The following is an 18,602-nucleotide window of genomic DNA, read 5'->3' as shown; positions in this document are numbered from 1 at the left end:
TTTAGTCTTTGGCCTTGATGATAAACGTGATGGTACCCGTCGCCGTTGGGGGCGTAGCGCCCCCTTTGGGCCGGAGCCGGAGCCGACTAACCGCCCGCCGGTACAACTCGCTCACCGACGGACTGACCGTGCTTTGTAGCTGACGAACGCTGGTGATTTCCCCACTGCCATCAACCCGGATCTGAAACACGATCTTACCCGTCTCGTCGGAGTCATCGCTTACACTCGGTCGGCTGGCCATCGCCCAGCCCGATACGTCGAACGCTACCCCTGACGATGACCCACCGGGCGTTCCGTAAAACTCTTTAGCATTGATTTTACCGTTCGGGTTCCCTTTGTCACCCACCCCACTGGCGTCGTCGCCGTTGTTGTTGCCCCCCGTTCCGGCCACCTTTCCGACGGTGCCGTTTGAACCTCCGCCACCCGACGATTTCTTGAAAAGTGCGTCATTATTAACGGTTTCCACTTTCTTCGGGGGTGCCGGAGGAGCGGGGCGTTCTACCGGAGCGGTCGGTTTGGGCGACTCAACCCGCTTGGGTTCCGGCCGTTCGGCTTCCGTAACCGGGCTTTCGGTCTTGCTGGTGATAACGGGTTTTTCGCTTGGCGCTTTGGCCACCTTCACGTTCTCAACCTTCGGCACGGGCGTAGGCGTCGACTTTTCTAAACGAGGAGTTGTGTTTACTTTTGGATTAGGCCGTTTCTCAGCGGCTTTGACATCGATGGGGTTCGGCGAATCCGACGCTTTGTTATACGTCTGAATTTTGCCGCTGCCCCGCGCATCAGTTCCAAAGTTAACTTCGATAAACTCAATCGGTGGCGGGTCCGGCATGGTCTGCTTCAGGTGAATAAACAACAGAACAAACAAGAGCAGCAAATTAATAGCAGCAGCCCCGGCGAAGGACTTTACCCGGATCTCTTTCTCGTTATCGAAGATGATGCGATTCATAGCTACAAGCAATTTCGGTAGTATAACGTAGCTTTCGGCTGCTTCGTTTATCCAGCGTTGGGCAAATCGGACGGGTTGTTCTAAACAAAGTAACGTAAAATCGTGGATACCGCCGGGTAAACAGAATAAATTTGCCTCCTGATTTGACTGATCGAGCATCGACCCTCTTCAACAGAATGCCATGAAACAGTTGCTCGTGTACGTAGCCCTGGTTGGTTTATTATGTTCGTTTCACCCCAACCAACTTACGTGGGTAGCCATCGGTGACTCCATTACCTATCTAAATGAGCATCTGGACGAAACGGGCAATCGGGTTAGCAAAGGCTATATGACCAGGGTGGTTGAGCAATTACCTTATGTGCAGTACATCAACCAGGGTCATAATGGGTGGACGGCGGGCCGTATTGCCCAGCAGATCGACACGTTAGGCTTAGTGAAGGCCGATCTGTATTCGGTCTTTCTGGGTACCAACGACTGGTGGGCTGGCCGACCCCTGGGCCAGTTGACCGATTACCAGAACAACACCGGCAACACCACCGTGTACGGCTCGTTCCGGCTCATTATCGCCAAACTACGCAGCCTGAATCCCCAGGCCTCCATTATTCTCATTACCCCCATGCAGCGGGCGGACTTTGTGTATCTGTCTAACGCCAAAAATAATGCGCATGGATCCTACAAAGCGAAGAATGGGCAGACGCTGGAAGCCTTTGCGAAGGCAGTCGATTCAATTGGTCGCTACGAAAAGCTGCCCGTCGTGGACCTTTACACGATGCAGGGTCTACGGCTAACGAAGTTAGTCCGGTACAAACGACTGAAAAATCCAAAAACCGGGGTGTATACCCGGTATCGGTATCCGAAGTTTATTGCTGTTCCATTTAATCCGCAAACGGATGAGTATCCCTATCCACCAGAGGCCATCGACCGAACGTATGATGGCCTGCATCCTTCTGATAAAGGCTACGCGCTGATTAGCAAAGAATTAGTCAAAATCATAAAAAAGTATTGAAACCATTACGTTTTACATCATACTATGCCCATTCTACAACCTATCGTCAACATCGCCGAACTTCTCTACCAAAAAGGCATTACTGACGTTGTTGTCAGCCCCGGTTCGCGGTCGGCCCCCCTCACGCTGGCCGTAGCCCGGCACCCCCAACTGCGGGTCCGGGTGATGGCCGATGAACGGTCGGCGGGGTTCGTAGCCCTCGGGATGGCCCAGCAAAGCCGACGGACGGTAGCGGTGATCTGCACCTCGGGCAGCGCGGTTTATAACCTGGCCCCCGCCGTGGCCGAAGCTTATTTTCAGCAGGTGCCGCTCCTGCTCCTCACCGCCGACCGCCCCCACGAATGGCTCCACCAGCAGGACGGGCAGACGATGGACCAGATCGGCGTTTTTGGCGGGCAGGTCAAACGGGGCTATGACCTGCCCGCCGACTACACCCACGCCGACGCCCGCTGGACCATCGAACGGACCGTCAACGAAGCCATCAACCTGAGCCAACTGAGTCCGACCGGACCCGTTCACATTAACGTACCCCTGCGCGAACCGTTCTACCCCACCGCCGACGAAACGGTTCACTACCAACCGGTGCGAGTAATCACTGTACTTCCTGCGCAGCCAGCCCTGCCCGCCGATACCTGGCATAACCTGCTGTCGACTTGGGATGGGAGCAACCGAACGCTGATTGCCGTTGGCCAATTACCCCGCAATCCGGCTTTGCTGGCTGTGCTCCGAAAATTCAGCGAAGAACTCGGAGTACCCATCGTCGGCGAAATTACCGGAAATATACCAGCCAATGAGGTGTTCATTACCAAAGCGGATACCTTCCTGTCCGGGTTGACGGAGCAGGCGGGCAATGCCCTCCGGCCAGACCTGCTGGTTACGATTGGCAACTCATTCCTGACGCGCAATCTGAAAACCTTTTTTCGCACGTACCCTGCCCGGCAACACTGGCACGTTCAGCCAATCGCCGACCGGATCAGCGATCCGTTCCAGAGCCTGACCACGCTTATCCCGGCCGAGCCACTGGCCTTTTTAGAAAAACTGTTTGCCGATCTGGATTACCAGCGGTTTTTGCAGGGCGACGATGACGACGAAACCGACGGATTCCTTTCGCAATGGCAAACCGCCGACCGGCAAGCCGCTAAGCTCGTTACGCAAACCCTCTCCAATGCGACGCAGCCCCTGACCGACTGGTCGGTGGTGGAGCGTGTACTGGAGCAGTTGCCCGATGGATCGGTTCTGCAGTTAGCCAACAGTATGCCCGTTCGGTACGCTAACCTGTGCGGGGTCGATGAGCGGCAGCAGATCAGCGTGTGGGGCAACCGGGGTGTCAGCGGCATCGACGGTTGTTTAAGCACGGCCGTGGGCGCGGCCCTGATGACCGATCAGATCGTGACGCTGCTCATCGGCGACGTGGCGTTTTTCTACGACCGCAACGCGCTGTGGTCGGCCCCGGTCCCACCCAACCTGCGGATTGTGCTGCTCAACAACGACAGCGGGCACATCTTCCGAATGATCGACGGTCCGAGCCGCCAGCCCGAACTGGAAATGTACTTCGAGACACCCCACGGCTACACCGCCCAACGCACGGCTGAAGATGCCTCAATAAACTACCAGGTGGGAGACTCGATTGAATCGCTCCGATCCCTCCTACCCGACTTCTTCCAGCCGGGACAACGAGCGATGCTGCTTGAGGTGACGACGGACAAGCTGGCCAATCAGGCCCAGTTTGCTACCTATAAAGAGCGGATCAAAACCGAAGCGACCAACAAACTAAACCGATAGTTATAGTTATTCGGTCAATTATTTACCCTCTGAGCAAGATGAGGGGTCCAATTGGAATAAGAATTACTTTTCTCTCGACGGTCAGGCTTTCCAAGGCACCATGTCTATCTAACTGTAGTGGGCTATTTCGGGTTGAATCAGCCCACTGCACGCTATCTAATCCGTTCAAGAAGTAGTGTTAACGAATTAGATACTCCTTCGTATCAATCTACAGCCGGGCGGCCAGTGCCGACGAGGTCGACTGTTACGCGTACGCCCGACAACGCAGCGTTGCCCGTCAGTTCGTCCATCAGCGTTTCGTCGGTCAGGTCATTAATGCTCACGCCCGCGTGCTGCTCAGCGATGGCCAAACGGGTACCCCGCCGGTTGTGTCCGTAACCGTGCGGCATACACACCACCCCCGGCATCATGTCGGGCGTTACCTCGGCGGGCAAGTTCACTTCGCCCACCCGTGAGCGAACCCGCACAAGCTCCCCTGTTTTTATACCGAATTGCGCGGCATCGTCCGGGTTGATTTGCAGGGTGCAGCGATTTGGGCCTTTCACTAAGCGATGCGCGTTGTGCATCCACGAGTTATTGTCCCGCAGGTGACGGCGGCTAATCAGCATCAAATTACCATCGGTTGGTCTGGTTATCAGAAAACTAGCCCGAACGCGGTCGAGGTCGTGCAGGAACGGAGCCGGAGTCAGGTTAATGCGCCCGTTTTCGGTCATCAGCCGACCCGGCAACTGCGTCAGTAAGGGGCCGAGGTCAATGCCGTGCGGATGATCGAGCAGGGTTTGCAGCGACAGCTTAAAATCGGTGGCATTGGCAGCACGATCCTGTCCATACGGGCCAGCACGCAGTCCTTTGTCCAGTTTGGCGACCGGGTCCTGGAGACTGGGAGCCGTTGCCTGATCGTAGGTGTCGGTCTCCAGCCGCAGCCGAAGTTCCTCGAAAATCTCCCAGTCGTACTTAGCCCCGGGCGCTTTGTCGATCATCGGCACCGAATACCGGGTGGTATTGCGGATGGCCAAGGCATGAAAAGTGAGGTCGTAATGCGCCGTTTCGAGGCCCGTCGCCGGGGGCAGAATGTAATCAGCGTGGCGGGTGGTTTCGTTGAGAAATATGTCGATGGAGACCATGAAGTCGAGCGTATCAAAAGCCTCGTCTAACCGGCGGCCGTTGGGCGTCGACAGCACCGGGTTGCCGCAACTCGTCACCATCGCCCGAATGCGGGGCCACCCAGTCCAGGGTGGCCCCGCTCCTACTTCTTCCCCGGCCGATTCGGTCAGGATTTCTTCGGCTAAGCACGACACGGGCAGTTCGCCCATGAACTCGGGCCGGTTGCTCACCCGGCTCCGAAACCGGTCGTAGCGTTGGTAAGGTTTCTTCGTCGTTCCGGTACTGGCACCGGCGACTAAGGCGTCAATGGCCGGGGAGGTAAACATCATTCCACCGGGTTCATCGAGGTTTCCCGTCAGTAGATTCAGTACGTTGATAAGCCATAAACAAAGTCCACCAAATTCCTGCACCGATACGCCCACCCGGCCGTAGCAGGCCGCCCGTTCGGCCCCGGCAAATGCCCGCGTCAGTTGCCGGATCGTTTCCGCCGGTATACCCGTCAGCAGGGCAGATTCGTCGGGGGTGAATTCGGCGACGGCCTCCCGCAGCGTCTCGAAGCCATCCGTAAAGGCCGCCAGCCGACCCGGCCGCACTAAGTTCTCCGCAAACAGGGTCTGCACCATCGCCAGCAGCAGGTATACGTCGGTGCCGGGCCGGATGAAGTGGTGTTCGTCGGCGCGATTGGCGGTTTCGGTCCGGCGCGGGTCAATGACAATCACTTTACCCCCGCGTTGCTGAATGGCCTTCAGCCGGTTGGCCACGTCGGGCGCGGTCATAATGCTGCCATTGGACGCAATGGGGTTGCCGCCGATGATAAGCCAGTAGTCGGTTCGGTCAATATCGGGGACGGGCATCAGCAGCGGATGACCAAACAGTTGCCAGGCCGCGAAGTGGTGCGGAAACTGATCAACCGACGAGGCCGAAAACAGATTGCGGGTGCCAAGGGCCTTAATGAATCCCGGCGCGGCCATGAACGTACCCGAATTATGCACCGACGGATTACCCGCGTACACCCCAATGGCACTGGGACCGTGCTCCGCGCGAATTTGCCGGAGCCGGGCCGTCACCTCATCGAAGGCCTGCTCCCACCCAATTTGCTGCCAGCCAACGGTGCCGTCGTCGGCAACCGTGCGTTTGAGCGGGTGCTTGAGCCGGTTCGGGTCTTCGTAAATATCCTTAAGCGCTACCGCTTTGGGACAGATGTGCCCCCGGCTAAACGGGTCTTCCTTATCGCCCGTGATGCTGACTATTTCCGTCCCGCCCGGACCCGTTCGGTACGTGATGGCCAGCCCGCAAATGGCTTCGCACAGGTTACAGGCACGGTAGTGGGTTTGGAGTTCCATGAAAATAAAAGGGGTAAGGGGTGGAAACAGGGATAAGGAGTAAAGGATGGCGAGGCTATCCCCTACCCCCTTTAGGCCTTACCCCTGTTTGCCACACCGTTGCTGGTAAGCCTCTTTAGCCCGTTCGTCGCCCGCTGAACGTCCGCGTTGCCAGGCCGTGCAGGCACCCGCCCGGTTGCCCGTGGCCAATTCAGCCATTCCAATGTAATAATACAATTCATCGACCGACGCATCGAGCTTCTCGGCCTGCCGAAATTCGGGCAGAGCGTTGGCGGGTTGTCGTTGGTTCAGGTAGTAGATACCCAGCGTCCGGTGTGCCCATGCATTTTGACTATCCAGCCGCAGCGATTGCTGAACCAGCGGCAGAGCCTCGGCCGGTCGGTTGAGCATGAGCAGCAGGTACGCCCGGTTGTTCAGGTAATACGGTTGCGTGGGCTGAATGGCTAACGCCCGCTCCACGTACAGCAGGGCGTCGGCGTAGCGGCCAGTGCGGGCCAGTAGTAGGCTCTGGTTGTTCAGAGCCGCATCCTGCTTTGGGTTCAGTTGCAGTGCCCGCTGAATGTCCGCTTCGGCCTGCTCGTAGGCTTTTTGGCTGTAGTACAACGCGCCCCGGTTCGTGAGCGCTTCGACATTGTTGGGAGCGAGTTGCAACGCCCGGTCGTAGGCGGCCTGCGCCTGGGACGGGTTATTGAGCCGAACGTAGGTATCGCCAAGCCGGGTCTGGTAGCCCGTTGAATCCCGGTATTCTTTCTCAATGCGTTGCAGATCGGACAGACTCCCGGCCGCGTCGCCCGTCTCCAGCCGTACCTCGGCCCGGTTTAGGTAAGCCGCCCCAAAAGTCTCATCCGTCTCAATGGCGCGGGTGTAATCCACCAGCGCTCCGTCCCGGTCGTCATCGCGGAATTTAGCTAATCCGCGATTGTTGTAGGCATCAGCAAAGTCCGGTTTCTTCTCCAGCGCTTCCGAATAATACCGAATGGCCTCGCGGTACTCGCGCTTTTGAAGCTGCACATTCCCCCGCAAAAAAAACTGAGCTGCTTCCTCCGTCCGGTCGTTGGTGCAGCTTTGAATGATGAATGATGAATGATAAACGATAAATGCCCACACTACCAGACGACGGGCTGCGTAGCCTATCTTTGCAAAAACACAGTTGGCTTTCTGAAAATCATTCATCGTTCATCATTTATCATTCCCTCACGTGCGTTTCGTTCACGACATCCCGCATCCTCAGTTCCGCATCGGGCTTTACGCTTGGAATGGCAAATATATCGTCAAAATCGAAGCCGGTCCGTATGAGCAGACGTATAAAGTGAGTGAGATGGATGTAGCGGAAGCCGACAGTGTACAGGCAATGCTCGACGAACCGTTTCTGGCGGGGGTCGCCCGGCGCTTTCAGGAGATGGACGCCGACTGGCAGGAGACCGGTGAGCGGAATGATGCGTTTTGAAAAACACAAAACCATCGAAAAGCATAATCGGTGCTTCCCGATGGTTTTGGCAGTTGTGATTCACCCGAATCAATCCGGCAGCTTGTAGGCCCGCTTCACGGCCGCGTAATCGGAGCAGTTAATGGCAGCCGCCCGACCGCCAGGTGTGCTGCCGTTGACAACCACAATGCGGTACTGCGGCAGGTCTTTCACCATATCCCGGAAAAACTGGGCGTCTTTACCCACCAACTCGGCAACGGGGATCATCTTGTTCTGCGCCTGGTCGTACTGCTGGGTGTACAAACGCAGGTTGAAGCGCAGGTAGTTTACGCCTAAGTAATCATGGCTCACGCTATATCCGGCAAAATCCTCGTACGTGCTGGTTGTACGGCCCGGTATTTTAACCTGCCCGTAGGCGTTGCTGGCCTGAATCCGTTCGACTAAAGAAAAAGCCCCCGAGGCATTGTCGTACAACGCCTGACCAAATTTAAAATAAACGTAGACCAGCGATTTGTTCATGACATCGGTCGTCAGCAGCGCGTTGGCCGTTTTTTGGTCATTCCCTAAATCAAGTTCGAGATTGGTGGGATACCGGTAGTAATTACCGCTCAGGTCAACGGCTTTCCACGCGGTATACACGACGTTGGCATTACCCATGGCCCCGGCAACGCCACTCACACCCGCCGGGCCGGTGGCCCCCGTTGCCCCACTTACGCCCGTGGGGCCGGTGGTTCCCGCCAATCCAGGCGTACCCTGGGGACCGGCGGGTCCTTCCGGCCCTTTGCACGAACTAACAACCATGAACAGCAGGGCCACGAAGCCTGTACCGATGTGGAGAAAAAGCGAAAAACGTGTTTTCATGTGTGTACTAAGTTTGATTGGATAGACGAACACTAAAAAAAGTAAAACTGGGTGTGGATAGAAACGGAACACCCCGGCTGCGACCACGTCTGAACCGCTTCTAATCGAATTCAAAATTGGGGTGCCCCCCGCCGGGAAACCATCCCCCAATTGGGGGATTTTTTTGGGCCAATCGCTTGATTACCTTTGACTAAATCGTTGAGGGTTCAGGTATGCGACGGATGCTGATTGGGGGTCTGCTGTTGATTGCCCTCGTCGGACGGGGGCAGCCGGACGCGCGGGCCGTGCGGGTGGATCGTTCCTTCACGAACTCGGCGCTGTCCGGTTGCCTGCGGCTGTTTACCGACTCCACCAACCGGCTGTCGGTTCAGGACGTCCGCACGAAGCGGTTCCGGCCGTTGACCGACAAGCAGCCTAATCTGGGAAGCAGCGCCCTGGTTCACTGGGTGAGTTTTCGCTGTAGCAATGCCGACGATCAGCCGAAACACGTTGTAGTGGACCTGGACAACATCTTTTTCGATGAAACCAGCTTTTACGCCATGGACAACGGACGGCTCCTCCAAAAATTTGAGCATGTGAGCTGGCACACCGCCCCCCGGCACCGCCCCGTTGCCTCCCGCTATTATGCCTTTCCCCTGACGCTGGCAGCTAAGCAGTCGGTGCGGGTGTTTGTCCGAATGCAGTACAAAGGCGGCATTTTCGTTTGTCCCATTACCCTTTGGGAGCGCAGCCACTACCAGCAGCAGTACCAGTTGTACACCCTTATTTACGTCGTCCCGATTTCGGTACTGGCCATCCTTACACTCCTGAGTCTACTGTTCTGGGTGGCTTACCGAAAACGGATTCTGCTCTATTACGCGCTCTACACGGGTGGTATTCTTGGCTTTTCCTTGAATATCGAAGGGTTTGTAGTCCAGTATGCCGCCTGGCCAGTCGCCGGTCCCCAGGGGTGGGTCGTCTGCACCAGTCTGGCCTGGATTGGCAACCTGCTGTTTACCGAACACTACGTGTTTCGCCAGTACACCCTACCCCACACGGCCTGGCGTCGGTACAGTTTTGGCGCGGTCCTGTGGTTCATCAGTACCGTGCTGGGCATCACCCTGCTCGTTCCGTTTACGGGTGCCCTGGCGTTCACCGCCGTAGTCATCAACTGCCTGGCGCCCCTGTTTGTCTTCGGCTGGCTCCTGCTTGGATTGCGCTACCGCCTGCCCGAAGCCCGGATTTACGTCGTGGCGGTTCTCCCGGTTATGCTGTGCGTGACGCTCATTGCCCTGGGGGGCGAGGGCGTTTTACCCAGTGGCGATAAGTTATACGTATCGCTGTATTACGCCCCGCCCGTCGAAATCATTATTCTGGGCTTTGGCGTCATTCGTCAGTTCTTCCGCGAACGCGAAACGCTCCTGCTCACGGTGCAATCGGCCCAGGATGAGTTGATCAACGCCCAGGAAGACGAACGGCGTCGGCTGGCTGCCGACCTGCACGACGATGTGGGTACGTCGCTCGTGGCGCTGCGGGGCAAACTGACCAACAACCAGGATGCCGAACAACTCTTGGACAAAATCATCGGCGATGTCCGCACTGTTTCGCACAACCTCATGCCCATCGAACTTCACGATCTGGGTCTCGCCGACGCCCTCAGTGAAGTGGCCCGGCGGCTGGAAACAATGTCGGGTATTCAATTCCTGTTCATCCGCTCGGGCGAACCGGTCGCGCTGGGACCGTCCGCCGACCTGATCCTGTACCGATTAGTGCAGGAACTGCTGCACAACATTGTTCGACACAGTCAGGCGACCTCGGCGGTGGTGCAGCTGGTGTATCACCAGACAAACCTCAATATCACCGTTGAAGACAATGGCACCGGCTTTGACCACCGTTCACTAAACTCAGCCCCCGGTATTGGCCTGAAAAACGTACATTCCAGGATGGAATGGCTGGGGGGACAGCTTGCCGTCGATTCGGGACCGGCCGGCACCACCGTTCGCTTAGACATTCCGTATCCACCCCACACCCCATCGTGATGAGTCTCACCCAAAAAATTCGCGTGCTGCTGGCCGACGACCATACCCTGTTCAGCGACGGGCTGGCCATGCAGCTTACCGTTGAAAACTCGCCCGTGGAGGTGGTTGGGCAGGTATTCCGGGGCAACGATGTGCTGCCCGCCATCCAGCAACACGCCCCCCACGTCATCCTGTTAGACATTAATTTGCCCCAGCAAACGGGCATCGTCTGCGCCCAGCAGGCCATGCTGGCGTTTCCCGAGCTGCACGTGGTGATGCTGACGATGTATGGCTATCGGAAATTCGTGGATCAGTGCCGCAGCATCGGGGTGGCGGGGTATCTGCTCAAACACGAACGGGCCGAGGTGATTATTCATACCTTGAAACAGGTTCAGGCCGGGCAGCGCTGTTTTCCCACTGACCCGACCAGCAACCGCCACGAAGCCGATTTCTTTGTGCGGCAGTTTAAATTAACACCCACTGAACTCAAAATTATTGGCCTCATTCGGACGGGGCTATCCAGCCAGCAGATTGCCGACCGGCTGTTTATCAGTTTTGAAACCGTGCGCTCGCACCGCAAGAATATCTACCGGAAATTAGACATTACCCACCTGTCCGAGCTGCTAAATTTTGCCAGCGAATACGCCCTGTAAGTAATCCTTATTCATAACCTGTCGTTATCCACCATAAGCAATAGCTATGGGCTGAATGAACCGGATGAGACTAAATTTGGGTTAATCTTGTAGGCACAAACGACCACCCGACGCCGGTACTACCCGGCGTTTCGCATTAAGAAATAGCCTTTAAATCCCATAGAATTTATACCTTATGTCGATTCAACTCACCGATTCCGTTAGCGCAGCCGCCCGGCGGGATATTCTGGACCTCGACCACAAGATCAGTTCGTTCCGGTCGGGCGACATTGCCGATGAATCGTTTCGTAAGTTCCGGCTCACGCGCGGGGTGTACGGTCAGCGGCAGCCGGGCGTACAGATGATTCGCATTAAGCTACCCTACGGACGCATCACGGCCAATCAGCTCATTCGTATTGCCGACCTGTCGGACAAGTTTGCCACGGGGAATCTCCACGCCACCACCCGGCAGGACATCCAGCTTCACTTCGTCAGGCTCGAAGACTCGCCCCAGCTCTGGGCCGACCTCGAAGATGCGGGCATTACGCTCAAGGAAGCCTGCGGCAACACGGTCAGGAACGTGACGGGATCGGCCCGGGCGGGTATTGACCCCGACGAACCGTTCGACATTAGCCCCTACGCGTTTAGCATTTTCGATTATTTTCTGCGTAATCCTATTTCGCAGGATATGGGTCGCAAGTTCAAGATTTCGCTTTCATCGAGTGAAAAAGATTCGGCCTACGGATTCATGCACGATGTTGGGTTGATACCCCGTATTCAGGATGGGAAACGCGGCTTCAAGGTCATGCTCGGCGGTGGTCTGGGGGCGCAGCCGTTCCCGGCCCAAACGGCCTTCGAGTTTCTGGCCGAAGACAAAGCGATTCCGTTTATCGAGGGGGTTATCCGGGTGTTTGACCGGTATGGGGAGCGCGTTAAACGCCACAAAGCCCGCATGAAGTACCTGCTTAACGACATTGGTCTGGACGAACTGCTCCGGCGCGTTGATGAAGAAACCCCGGCGCTGCGGAACCGGACGCTTGCCGTCGACACCACCGAATCTCCGGTTGTCTGGTCGCCTGAGTCGGTGGTCAGCCACAAACCCGCGCCCACCGACAGCCGCTACCAGGCCTGGCTCAAAACTAACGTGTTCGAGCAGAAACAGGCAGGTTGGTATGCCGTGCAACTGCGGGTGCTGCTGGGCGACATGCAGTCGGACACGGCGCGGGCGCTGGCACAGATTGTCAATTCGTACGCGGCCGACGACATCCGGGTGACGGTAAACCAGGGCTACCTGCTGCGGTACGTCCGGCCCGAAAATTTACCGGCGATCTACGAATCGTTAAACGCGCTGGGATTAGCCGAACCGGGCTTTGACACCACCGCCGACATCACCACCTGCCCCGGCACCGATACGTGCAACTTAGCCATTTCGAGCAGTTACGGCATCACGCGGGCGCTGGAGCAATTGATGCGCGATGAATTTCCGGACATTGTGTTCAACGACGACATCAAGATCAAGATTTCGGGTTGCATGAACGGCTGCGGGCAGCATTCGGTGGCCAATATCGGCTATCATGGCTCATCCTTGAAAAACGGAGCTTACGTCCTGCCTGCGCTACAGGTGCTGTTGGGCGGGGGCTTCAACGGCAAGGGCGAAGGGCTGATTGCTGATAAAGTCATCAAACTACCGAGCAAACGCGGACCCGATTCGCTGCGGGTGTTGCTGCGCGACTACGAAGCGGCCGGGTTCGACGGTGAGTATTATTCGGACTACTACGCCCGGCAGGGTAAGAATTATTTCTACCAGTTACTGAAACCCCTTGCCGACCTGAAGACCCTCGTCGACAGCGATTACATCGACTGGGACCATACCGAACAGTACGTCACGGAAGTGGGCGTGGGTGAGTGCGCCAGTGTGCTCATCGACCTTGTAGCCACTACGCTAACCGAGGCTGAGGAAAAACTAAGCTGGGCGCGGGAAAGCCTGGCCGAAGGCCGCTGGGCCGATGCCATTTACCACGCCTACAACACCTTCATCACGGGAGCCAGAGCGGCCCTGATGAGCCGCGACATCCCGACCAACACGCAGCATGGCATCGTCAGCGACTTTGACCGGACGTTCGCCGGTGAGCCGGATTTTCATCAAACGGAGGGTGACTTTAAAGCGTTGGTGTTCGGCATTAACAAGCAGGAACCATCGGAAGAATTTGCCCGCCGGTTTGCAGCTCAGGCCGAAGCATTTCTACCCGCCATTCAGGCGTACCGCGAAACCCAGATTGAACGGGAAGGCGCCCCGCATTTGCAGGAGTTGAGCCAGGCCCACGACAGCTAAATTAATGAGCAAATGAGTGAGTTAGTGAATGAGCGAATTTAGCTGCTCACAAACATTCACTAATTCGCTCATTCACTAACTCACTCATTAGAAAATGAAACTTACCCTCGTAGGAGCCGGTCCCGGCGACCCCGATTTGATCACGCTAAAGGGCGTTCGTGCCCTGCAACAGGCCGACGTAGTCATGTACGACGCGCTCGTACACCCCGACCTGCTCGACCATTGCCGTCCCGACGCACTTAAAGTTTACGTGGGCAAACGCCGGGGTGCCTACTCCTGTATGCAGGAAGATATCAACCCGCTGATTGTGCATTACGCCCGGCAGTACGGCCACGTTGTGCGCCTGAAAGGGGGCGATTCATTCGTGTTCGGGCGGGGTTACGAGGAGATTGAGTTCGCCCGGCAGCACGGCATCGAAACGGCCGTTGTGCCGGGTTTATCGAGCAGCTACGCCGTGCCGGCATCAGCCGGAATTCCGCTCACCACGCGCGGTGTTTCGGAGAGTTTCTGGGTTGTAACGGGGACGACCAAAGCGGGGCAGCTCTCCGCCGACTTGCAGTTGGCGGCTCAGTCATCAGCGACGGTGGTGGTACTGATGGGGATGCACAAGCTCACCGAGATCATGGCCGTCTTTGCCGGTCAGGACAAGGCCGATACGCCCGTCGCCATTATTCAGAATGGTACGCTGCCCGAGGAACGCATTGTAATGGGGCGGGTGCATGACATTCAGCAGAAAGTTACCGAATCGGGTCGGTTCGGCGCTCCGGTAGCTAACCCAGCCATCATTGTCATCGGCGAAGTGGCTGCACTAACCGCCGGGGAGCGACACGCAGAATTAGTCGGGATTGTCGCTACGCATACTGTTTAATTTATTCATTTTGTAAAGGCCTGGTTAGCTCACCATCCCCACCACCTCAGTAGCGGTTAGTTTCCTCTGCTCGCCCGTCACCATGTTTTTGAGGGAAAGCATACCTGTTTGTACCTCCTCCGAACCGATCAGTACGACATAGGGAATCTGTTTAGCATTGGCGTAATCGAGCATTTTTTTCACTTTCGTCAGGTCGGGATACACTTCAGCCGCAACGCCCGCCCCCCGCAGTTGACTCAGTAACGGCAGAGCGACTGCGCGGGCCTCACTGTCGAAGGGCACAATAAGTACCCGTGTCCCCTGCCCTGCTCCGACCGGAAACAGCTTCAGTTCGTCCATCACGTCGTAAATCCGGTCGACGCCGAACGAGATGCCCACACCCGATAGCCCCGGCAGGCCGAACGCGCCTGTCAGGTTGTCGTAACGACCGCCCCCGCTGACGCTGCCGATTTGTACATTATTGACTTTTACTTCAAAAATGGCACCGGTATAGTAGGACAAGCCCCTTGCCAGCGTCGGGTCGATCTGTACGCGCGGTTCTGCCACGCCGTACTGGTCGACCAGACGGAGCATTTCATCTAATTCAGCAATGCCCGTTTGGGCTAATTCAGACGAAACCAGCCAGCTTTTCAACCGCGCTATGGTTCCGGCTACGTCGGTCGCTTTGTCAAACAGCGGGTCGAGTTGGGCAATAGCCGTATTGGTAAAGCCGCGTTCGCGCAGTTCGTCCAGCACTTTCTCCCGGCCAATTTTATCTAATTTGTCAATCGCCACGCTCAGCGTTCCTTCCCCACCCGGTGCGCCAATCACCTCGGCGATACCTGCCAAAATCTTGCGGTTGTTGATTTTCAACGTGAAATCAGTAATGCCCAGATTGCCGAACACTTCGTGGATCATCAGGACAATTTCGGCTTCGCACAGCAGCGAATCCGTGCCCACCACGTCGGCGTCGCACTGGTAAAACTCGCGGTAGCGGCCTTTTTGGGGGCGGTCGGCCCGCCAGACGGGCTGCATCTGGTAGCGTTTGAAGGGCATCGTCAGGTTGTTGCGGTTCATGACCACGTAGCGGGCGAAGGGCACCGTCAGGTCGTACCGCAAGCCCTTTTCGGCGATTTTTGGGGTGAGCTTTTTCGATCCCGAGGCAATATCGAGTTCGGTCAGGTCGGCCGCGTAATCACCGGAATTTAGAATCTTGTACAGAAGTTGGTCGCCTTCATCGCCGTACTTGCCCGTCAGCGTCGACAGGTTTTCCATGGATGGTGTTTCGAGGGGCTGGAAACCGAACCGCCGGAAGGTTTGCCGAATGGTATCAAAAATAAAAAGCCGGTTGCGCATCTGCTCCGGCCCAAAATCACGGGTGCCTTTGGGTAAGGTGGGTTTTTGCATAGGGCGAAATTAATAGATGCGGGCAGAATAAGGTAGCGGTGAGTTGCTGCCTTTATCGTTCCAGCCCGTTGACTCAAGCGAAGTTTCGCCAAAAATTTGCTGCTTGCGCCAACCTGTTTCGCCAATAATGGGTCTTACCAACATCCACTTGCTCCAAACGAATCGCATACTATGAAATCTGTACATATCGCATTACTTAGTGGTCTGACGTTCTTACACGCTTGTAGCCCAAAAGATCCGGAAGCCAATTTATTGATTGGTTCATGGAATCAGATTGAATCAAAATCACCCACTGACCCAGCGTGGCAAAAGACCGATCCAACTCGAAAAATTAACGTGATTTTTAAGCGTAATGGCACAGTAAGTACTGAAAACTCAATGCCATTTTATGGCGGCTGGTGCAATCACGCTGAACGGTACACGGTCGCGGATAAAACCATACAGTTTGACTATGGTAAGCCAAACTGTATTCCCTTCATAGATCCGCAAGTTCAGTCAGCAGCAAAAATACTCGACATCACCGCTCAGAGCTTACTCATCGATTATGGTGGATATTTATTAAAGTTTAGGCGAAAATAAACCGCAACTCCCCCTAAGCAATGGTAACAATCGGTCGCCTGACCGCTAATTTTAGGGAATCGGTTACTAAGTATGGGCTCCTACTATCCGTGACAATAAAGCTTTTAAGTAAACTATAGCGAAAAGCAGCCCTTTTTGACCAAAAATTTCTTATTTTTGCGGCTCAAAAAGTGAAACGACACGTTAATAGATACCACGACAATGGGAGTAACAGAATTAAAGCGCAAAGCTCGCCGGAACCGGGCCATTGCCACCAATAAGGTTAGCGCCATCAAACAATTGCTGCGAAAGCCCACCATTAAAAATGTGGACGTAGACGCGATTAAGGCTTCTTTCGCCGAGAAAAAAACTGCGTAATGAGCACTTCGTTCAGTCAGCCAGTCGGTCAGTAATGAGTGTCAGTCCACTGACTGTCAGACTGAATACTGACCGACTCAGTTAACCCCGCCCTTATCCGGCGGGGTTTTTCGTTTCCAGCGTTCCCACTCGCGGTCCCTTTTTTTGAGTTCCCGGCGCACAAACCGCCGATAGTCCAACTGCGCCCGGAAGCGCACCGCCTGTCCAAACAGTGACAATCCGCCGTTGACTAAAATCAGGCTATAGGTCCCCCACAAAAACCACTGCCGGAACGGAGCACCGGTATGCTTGGCGTGGGCCGCTTCGGTCAGTACGCACAATCCCGCTCCAATCAGTACCAGGCTCAGCGGAGCCAGAATTAGCCACTTCGTACGGGTGCTCATCCGGTTAACCAGCCGACGACCGGGGGGTTGGGCCATTTTCGCCATGCTTCGTCTATGGTTTATGGATTTAATAGCCTAACGGCGGGCCAACCGACTTTGTTAATATTTACTTAACATTTGGGTAACATTAGGACGGATACTCCATTGCCGCGCCCGTTTCGCGGAAACCGCCTGGTTCGCGCAGTCGTTTCCATCCTTCGCTTAAAAAACCCACGCCGTAGCCAGTCAGTTGCACAAAAGCCGCCACTACGCTCAATAAACCAACGGTTAAGCTCTTTTCTTTCCGGGTCGCATCAAACAAAATCAATGCCGAGAATAGGATTAGCGCACTAACCGCCAACCCGAAGAGCACCGGACTGACCAGCGCCCAAACTGGCACCGAAATCAAGAACAGGGTGAACAGGGCCGGAAAGGCGTGAACGGGTTTTAGTTCTTTTGGATAATAGCGCGAAATGTTGATTCGGGCGCGGCCAAAGAATCGCAGTTGCCGGAAAAACTGCCCAAAGTTTGTTCGGCGCTTATGATAGATAAATGCGTCGGGAATCAGGGCGGTGGTGAAACCGTTTTCGATAATGCGGATGGCAAATTCGATGTCCTCCCCCATCCGGCTGAGTTTGTAGCCACCGATTTTCTCCCACACCTGGCGCGACAGGCCCATGTTGAAACTGCGCGGATGGTAGGTTCCGCCGAGGTTTTTCTGATTGCCCCGGATGCCGCCCGTCGTGAAGACCGACGTCATGGAGTAGCTGATGGCCTTCTGAACGGGGGTGAAATTGGGATGGGCCGCGTCGGGACCGCCATATGCATCGAGCCACTGGGTTGACAGGTGCTCGTTTACGGTGCCGAAGTAATGCGGGGGAATGAGTGCGTCGGAGTCGAAAATCACGAAAAAGTCGCCCGTTGCCCGCTCAAACCCACAATTGCGCGTGAAGCCCTGCCCGGAGTTCTCTTTGTAGACGTATTGAATGGTCAGGTTGCCGGAAAACTCAGCCACCACCCCATCAGCTTTATTTTTCGACCCGTCCTCGATGACCAGCACCTCAAAATTTTGGTACGTCTGCTGCGTCAGACTCACCAGCAGTTCACGCAGTTCGTCGGGACGGTTGAAGACGGGGATGATAATAGAGAAACGCATCAGCTTTTTTGACGAAGTAGTTCAATGCCTTCCGCCCGAAGTCGCATTCCCCACCAGTTGGGGAAAGTGCGGTTTATGAAGCCAACAAAAAGGCCATACAGCACGCAGGCTATAAAAACGGGCCAAATCCATAGTAATATATTGACGGCGTAAATCAAATAGCAAATTGCCCCGTAAAAGCCACCATCGAAGAGATAGTGCCATCTTTTTGTGAAAAAATAGCTCGTCAGGCCAAATAAAATGCCGGGGATAATTGCCAGACCAATACCAACAACAGGGCCATACACCAACAAAACAAAAAACTTACCTATGTCATCAGGCTTTACCAATAAACTGGGCATAACAAATAGCCCAGCTACACAAAACCCGGCAAACGCACCGGCTACCACCCCACACACTACACCGAATAATACCAACAGAAAAAAGCCGTTCACTTTAGAATTGACGAACATGCCGGGAGTGTTA

Annotated in this window: 17 protein-coding genes; 9 read left to right on the top strand and 8 right to left on the bottom strand. The window is 55.5% G+C overall.

What is annotated here, in order from left to right; all coding sequences use genetic code 11:
* Position 1: 1 nt before the first annotated feature.
* On the bottom strand, positions 2-946 hold the full coding sequence (locus ACYVHB_RS03970; RefSeq protein ID WP_461049800.1) for a hypothetical protein: 945 nt from the start codon (positions 944-946) through the stop codon (positions 2-4).
* Between the two features lie 181 nt (positions 947-1,127).
* Here ACYVHB_RS03970 and ACYVHB_RS03965 point away from each other — a divergent pair, with 181 nt between their 5' ends.
* Positions 1,128-1,952 (top strand): SGNH/GDSL hydrolase family protein, encoded by an 825-nt coding sequence (locus ACYVHB_RS03965; protein ID WP_461049798.1) that lies wholly within the window; start codon positions 1,128-1,130, stop codon positions 1,950-1,952.
* 24 nt (positions 1,953-1,976) lie between these two features.
* Complete coding sequence (menD, locus tag ACYVHB_RS03960; RefSeq protein WP_461049796.1) at positions 1,977-3,734, top strand: 2-succinyl-5-enolpyruvyl-6-hydroxy-3-cyclohexene-1-carboxylic-acid synthase; 1,758 nt, start codon at positions 1,977-1,979, stop codon at positions 3,732-3,734.
* Positions 3,735-3,937: 203 nt separating this feature from the next.
* Here the strand turns inward: menD and ACYVHB_RS03955 are convergent, their stop codons facing one another.
* Complete coding sequence (locus ACYVHB_RS03955) at positions 3,938-6,181, bottom strand: molybdopterin-dependent oxidoreductase (protein WP_461049794.1); 2,244 nt, start codon at positions 6,179-6,181, stop codon at positions 3,938-3,940.
* 78 nt (positions 6,182-6,259) lie between these two features.
* Positions 6,260-7,354 carry a tetratricopeptide repeat protein gene (locus ACYVHB_RS03950; protein WP_461049792.1) on the bottom strand — a complete coding sequence of 365 codons (1,095 nt, stop codon included), beginning with the start codon at positions 7,352-7,354 and terminating at the stop codon, positions 6,260-6,262.
* Between the two features lie 25 nt (positions 7,355-7,379).
* Between ACYVHB_RS03950 and ACYVHB_RS03945 the strand changes: the two genes are divergently transcribed.
* Entirely contained in the window at positions 7,380-7,628 is a 249-nt protein-coding gene (locus ACYVHB_RS03945) for a hypothetical protein (protein WP_461049790.1), read from the top strand.
* A gap of 69 nt (positions 7,629-7,697) precedes the next feature.
* On the opposite strand, the gene ACYVHB_RS03940 is transcribed toward ACYVHB_RS03945, so the two are convergent.
* Entirely contained in the window at positions 7,698-8,468 is a 771-nt protein-coding gene (locus ACYVHB_RS03940; protein WP_461049788.1) for a collagen-like triple helix repeat-containing protein, read from the bottom strand.
* A gap of 212 nt (positions 8,469-8,680) precedes the next feature.
* On the opposite strand from ACYVHB_RS03940, the gene ACYVHB_RS03935 reads away from it, so the two are divergent.
* From ACYVHB_RS03935 to cobA, 4 genes are all read left to right on the top strand, one after another.
* Positions 8,681-10,486, top strand: a complete 1,806-nt coding sequence (locus tag ACYVHB_RS03935) for a sensor histidine kinase (protein ID WP_461049786.1) — start codon at positions 8,681-8,683, stop codon at positions 10,484-10,486.
* Positions 10,486-11,118 carry a LuxR C-terminal-related transcriptional regulator gene (locus ACYVHB_RS03930; RefSeq protein ID WP_461049784.1) on the top strand — a complete coding sequence of 211 codons (633 nt, stop codon included), beginning with the start codon at positions 10,486-10,488 and terminating at the stop codon, positions 11,116-11,118. Before ACYVHB_RS03935 ends, ACYVHB_RS03930 begins: the two co-directional genes overlap by 1 nt.
* 175 nt (positions 11,119-11,293) lie before the next feature.
* Positions 11,294-13,429: a nitrite reductase gene (locus tag ACYVHB_RS03925; protein ID WP_461049782.1), complete on the top strand. Its 2,136-nt coding sequence runs from the start codon at positions 11,294-11,296 to the stop codon at positions 13,427-13,429.
* Positions 13,430-13,523: 94 nt separating this feature from the next.
* Complete coding sequence (gene cobA / locus ACYVHB_RS03920) at positions 13,524-14,297, top strand: uroporphyrinogen-III C-methyltransferase (protein ID WP_461049780.1); 774 nt, start codon at positions 13,524-13,526, stop codon at positions 14,295-14,297.
* Between the two features lie 24 nt (positions 14,298-14,321).
* On the opposite strand, the gene hisS is transcribed toward cobA, so the two are convergent.
* Entirely contained in the window at positions 14,322-15,683 is a 1,362-nt protein-coding gene (hisS, locus tag ACYVHB_RS03915) for a histidine--tRNA ligase (protein ID WP_461049778.1), read from the bottom strand.
* Between the two features lie 171 nt (positions 15,684-15,854).
* Between hisS and ACYVHB_RS03910 the strand changes: the two genes are divergently transcribed.
* Both ACYVHB_RS03910 and ACYVHB_RS03905 read left to right on the top strand, forming a co-directional pair.
* On the top strand, positions 15,855-16,262 hold the full coding sequence (locus tag ACYVHB_RS03910; protein WP_461049776.1) for a hypothetical protein: 408 nt from the start codon (positions 15,855-15,857) through the stop codon (positions 16,260-16,262).
* Positions 16,263-16,463: 201 nt separating this feature from the next.
* Positions 16,464-16,619 carry a hypothetical protein gene (locus tag ACYVHB_RS03905; protein ID WP_461049774.1) on the top strand — a complete coding sequence of 52 codons (156 nt, stop codon included), beginning with the start codon at positions 16,464-16,466 and terminating at the stop codon, positions 16,617-16,619.
* 77 nt (positions 16,620-16,696) lie between these two features.
* On the opposite strand, the gene ACYVHB_RS03900 is transcribed toward ACYVHB_RS03905, so the two are convergent.
* The 3 genes from ACYVHB_RS03900 to ACYVHB_RS03890 form a co-directional block, all read right to left on the bottom strand.
* Complete coding sequence (locus ACYVHB_RS03900; protein WP_461049773.1) at positions 16,697-17,047, bottom strand: hypothetical protein; 351 nt, start codon at positions 17,045-17,047, stop codon at positions 16,697-16,699.
* Positions 17,048-17,129: 82 nt separating this feature from the next.
* Positions 17,130-18,137, bottom strand: coding sequence for a glycosyltransferase family 2 protein (locus tag ACYVHB_RS03895; RefSeq protein WP_461049771.1), 1,008 nt, complete (start codon positions 18,135-18,137; stop codon positions 17,130-17,132).
* On the bottom strand, positions 18,137-18,589 hold the full coding sequence (locus ACYVHB_RS03890) for a hypothetical protein (protein ID WP_461049770.1): 453 nt from the start codon (positions 18,587-18,589) through the stop codon (positions 18,137-18,139). Before ACYVHB_RS03890 ends, ACYVHB_RS03895 begins: the two co-directional genes overlap by 1 nt.
* Between the last annotated feature and the right edge of the window lie 13 nt (positions 18,590-18,602).

The sequence above is a fragment of the Spirosoma arcticum genome, from assembly GCF_054779955.1.
This window is presented reverse-complemented; position numbering and strand designations above follow the sequence as displayed.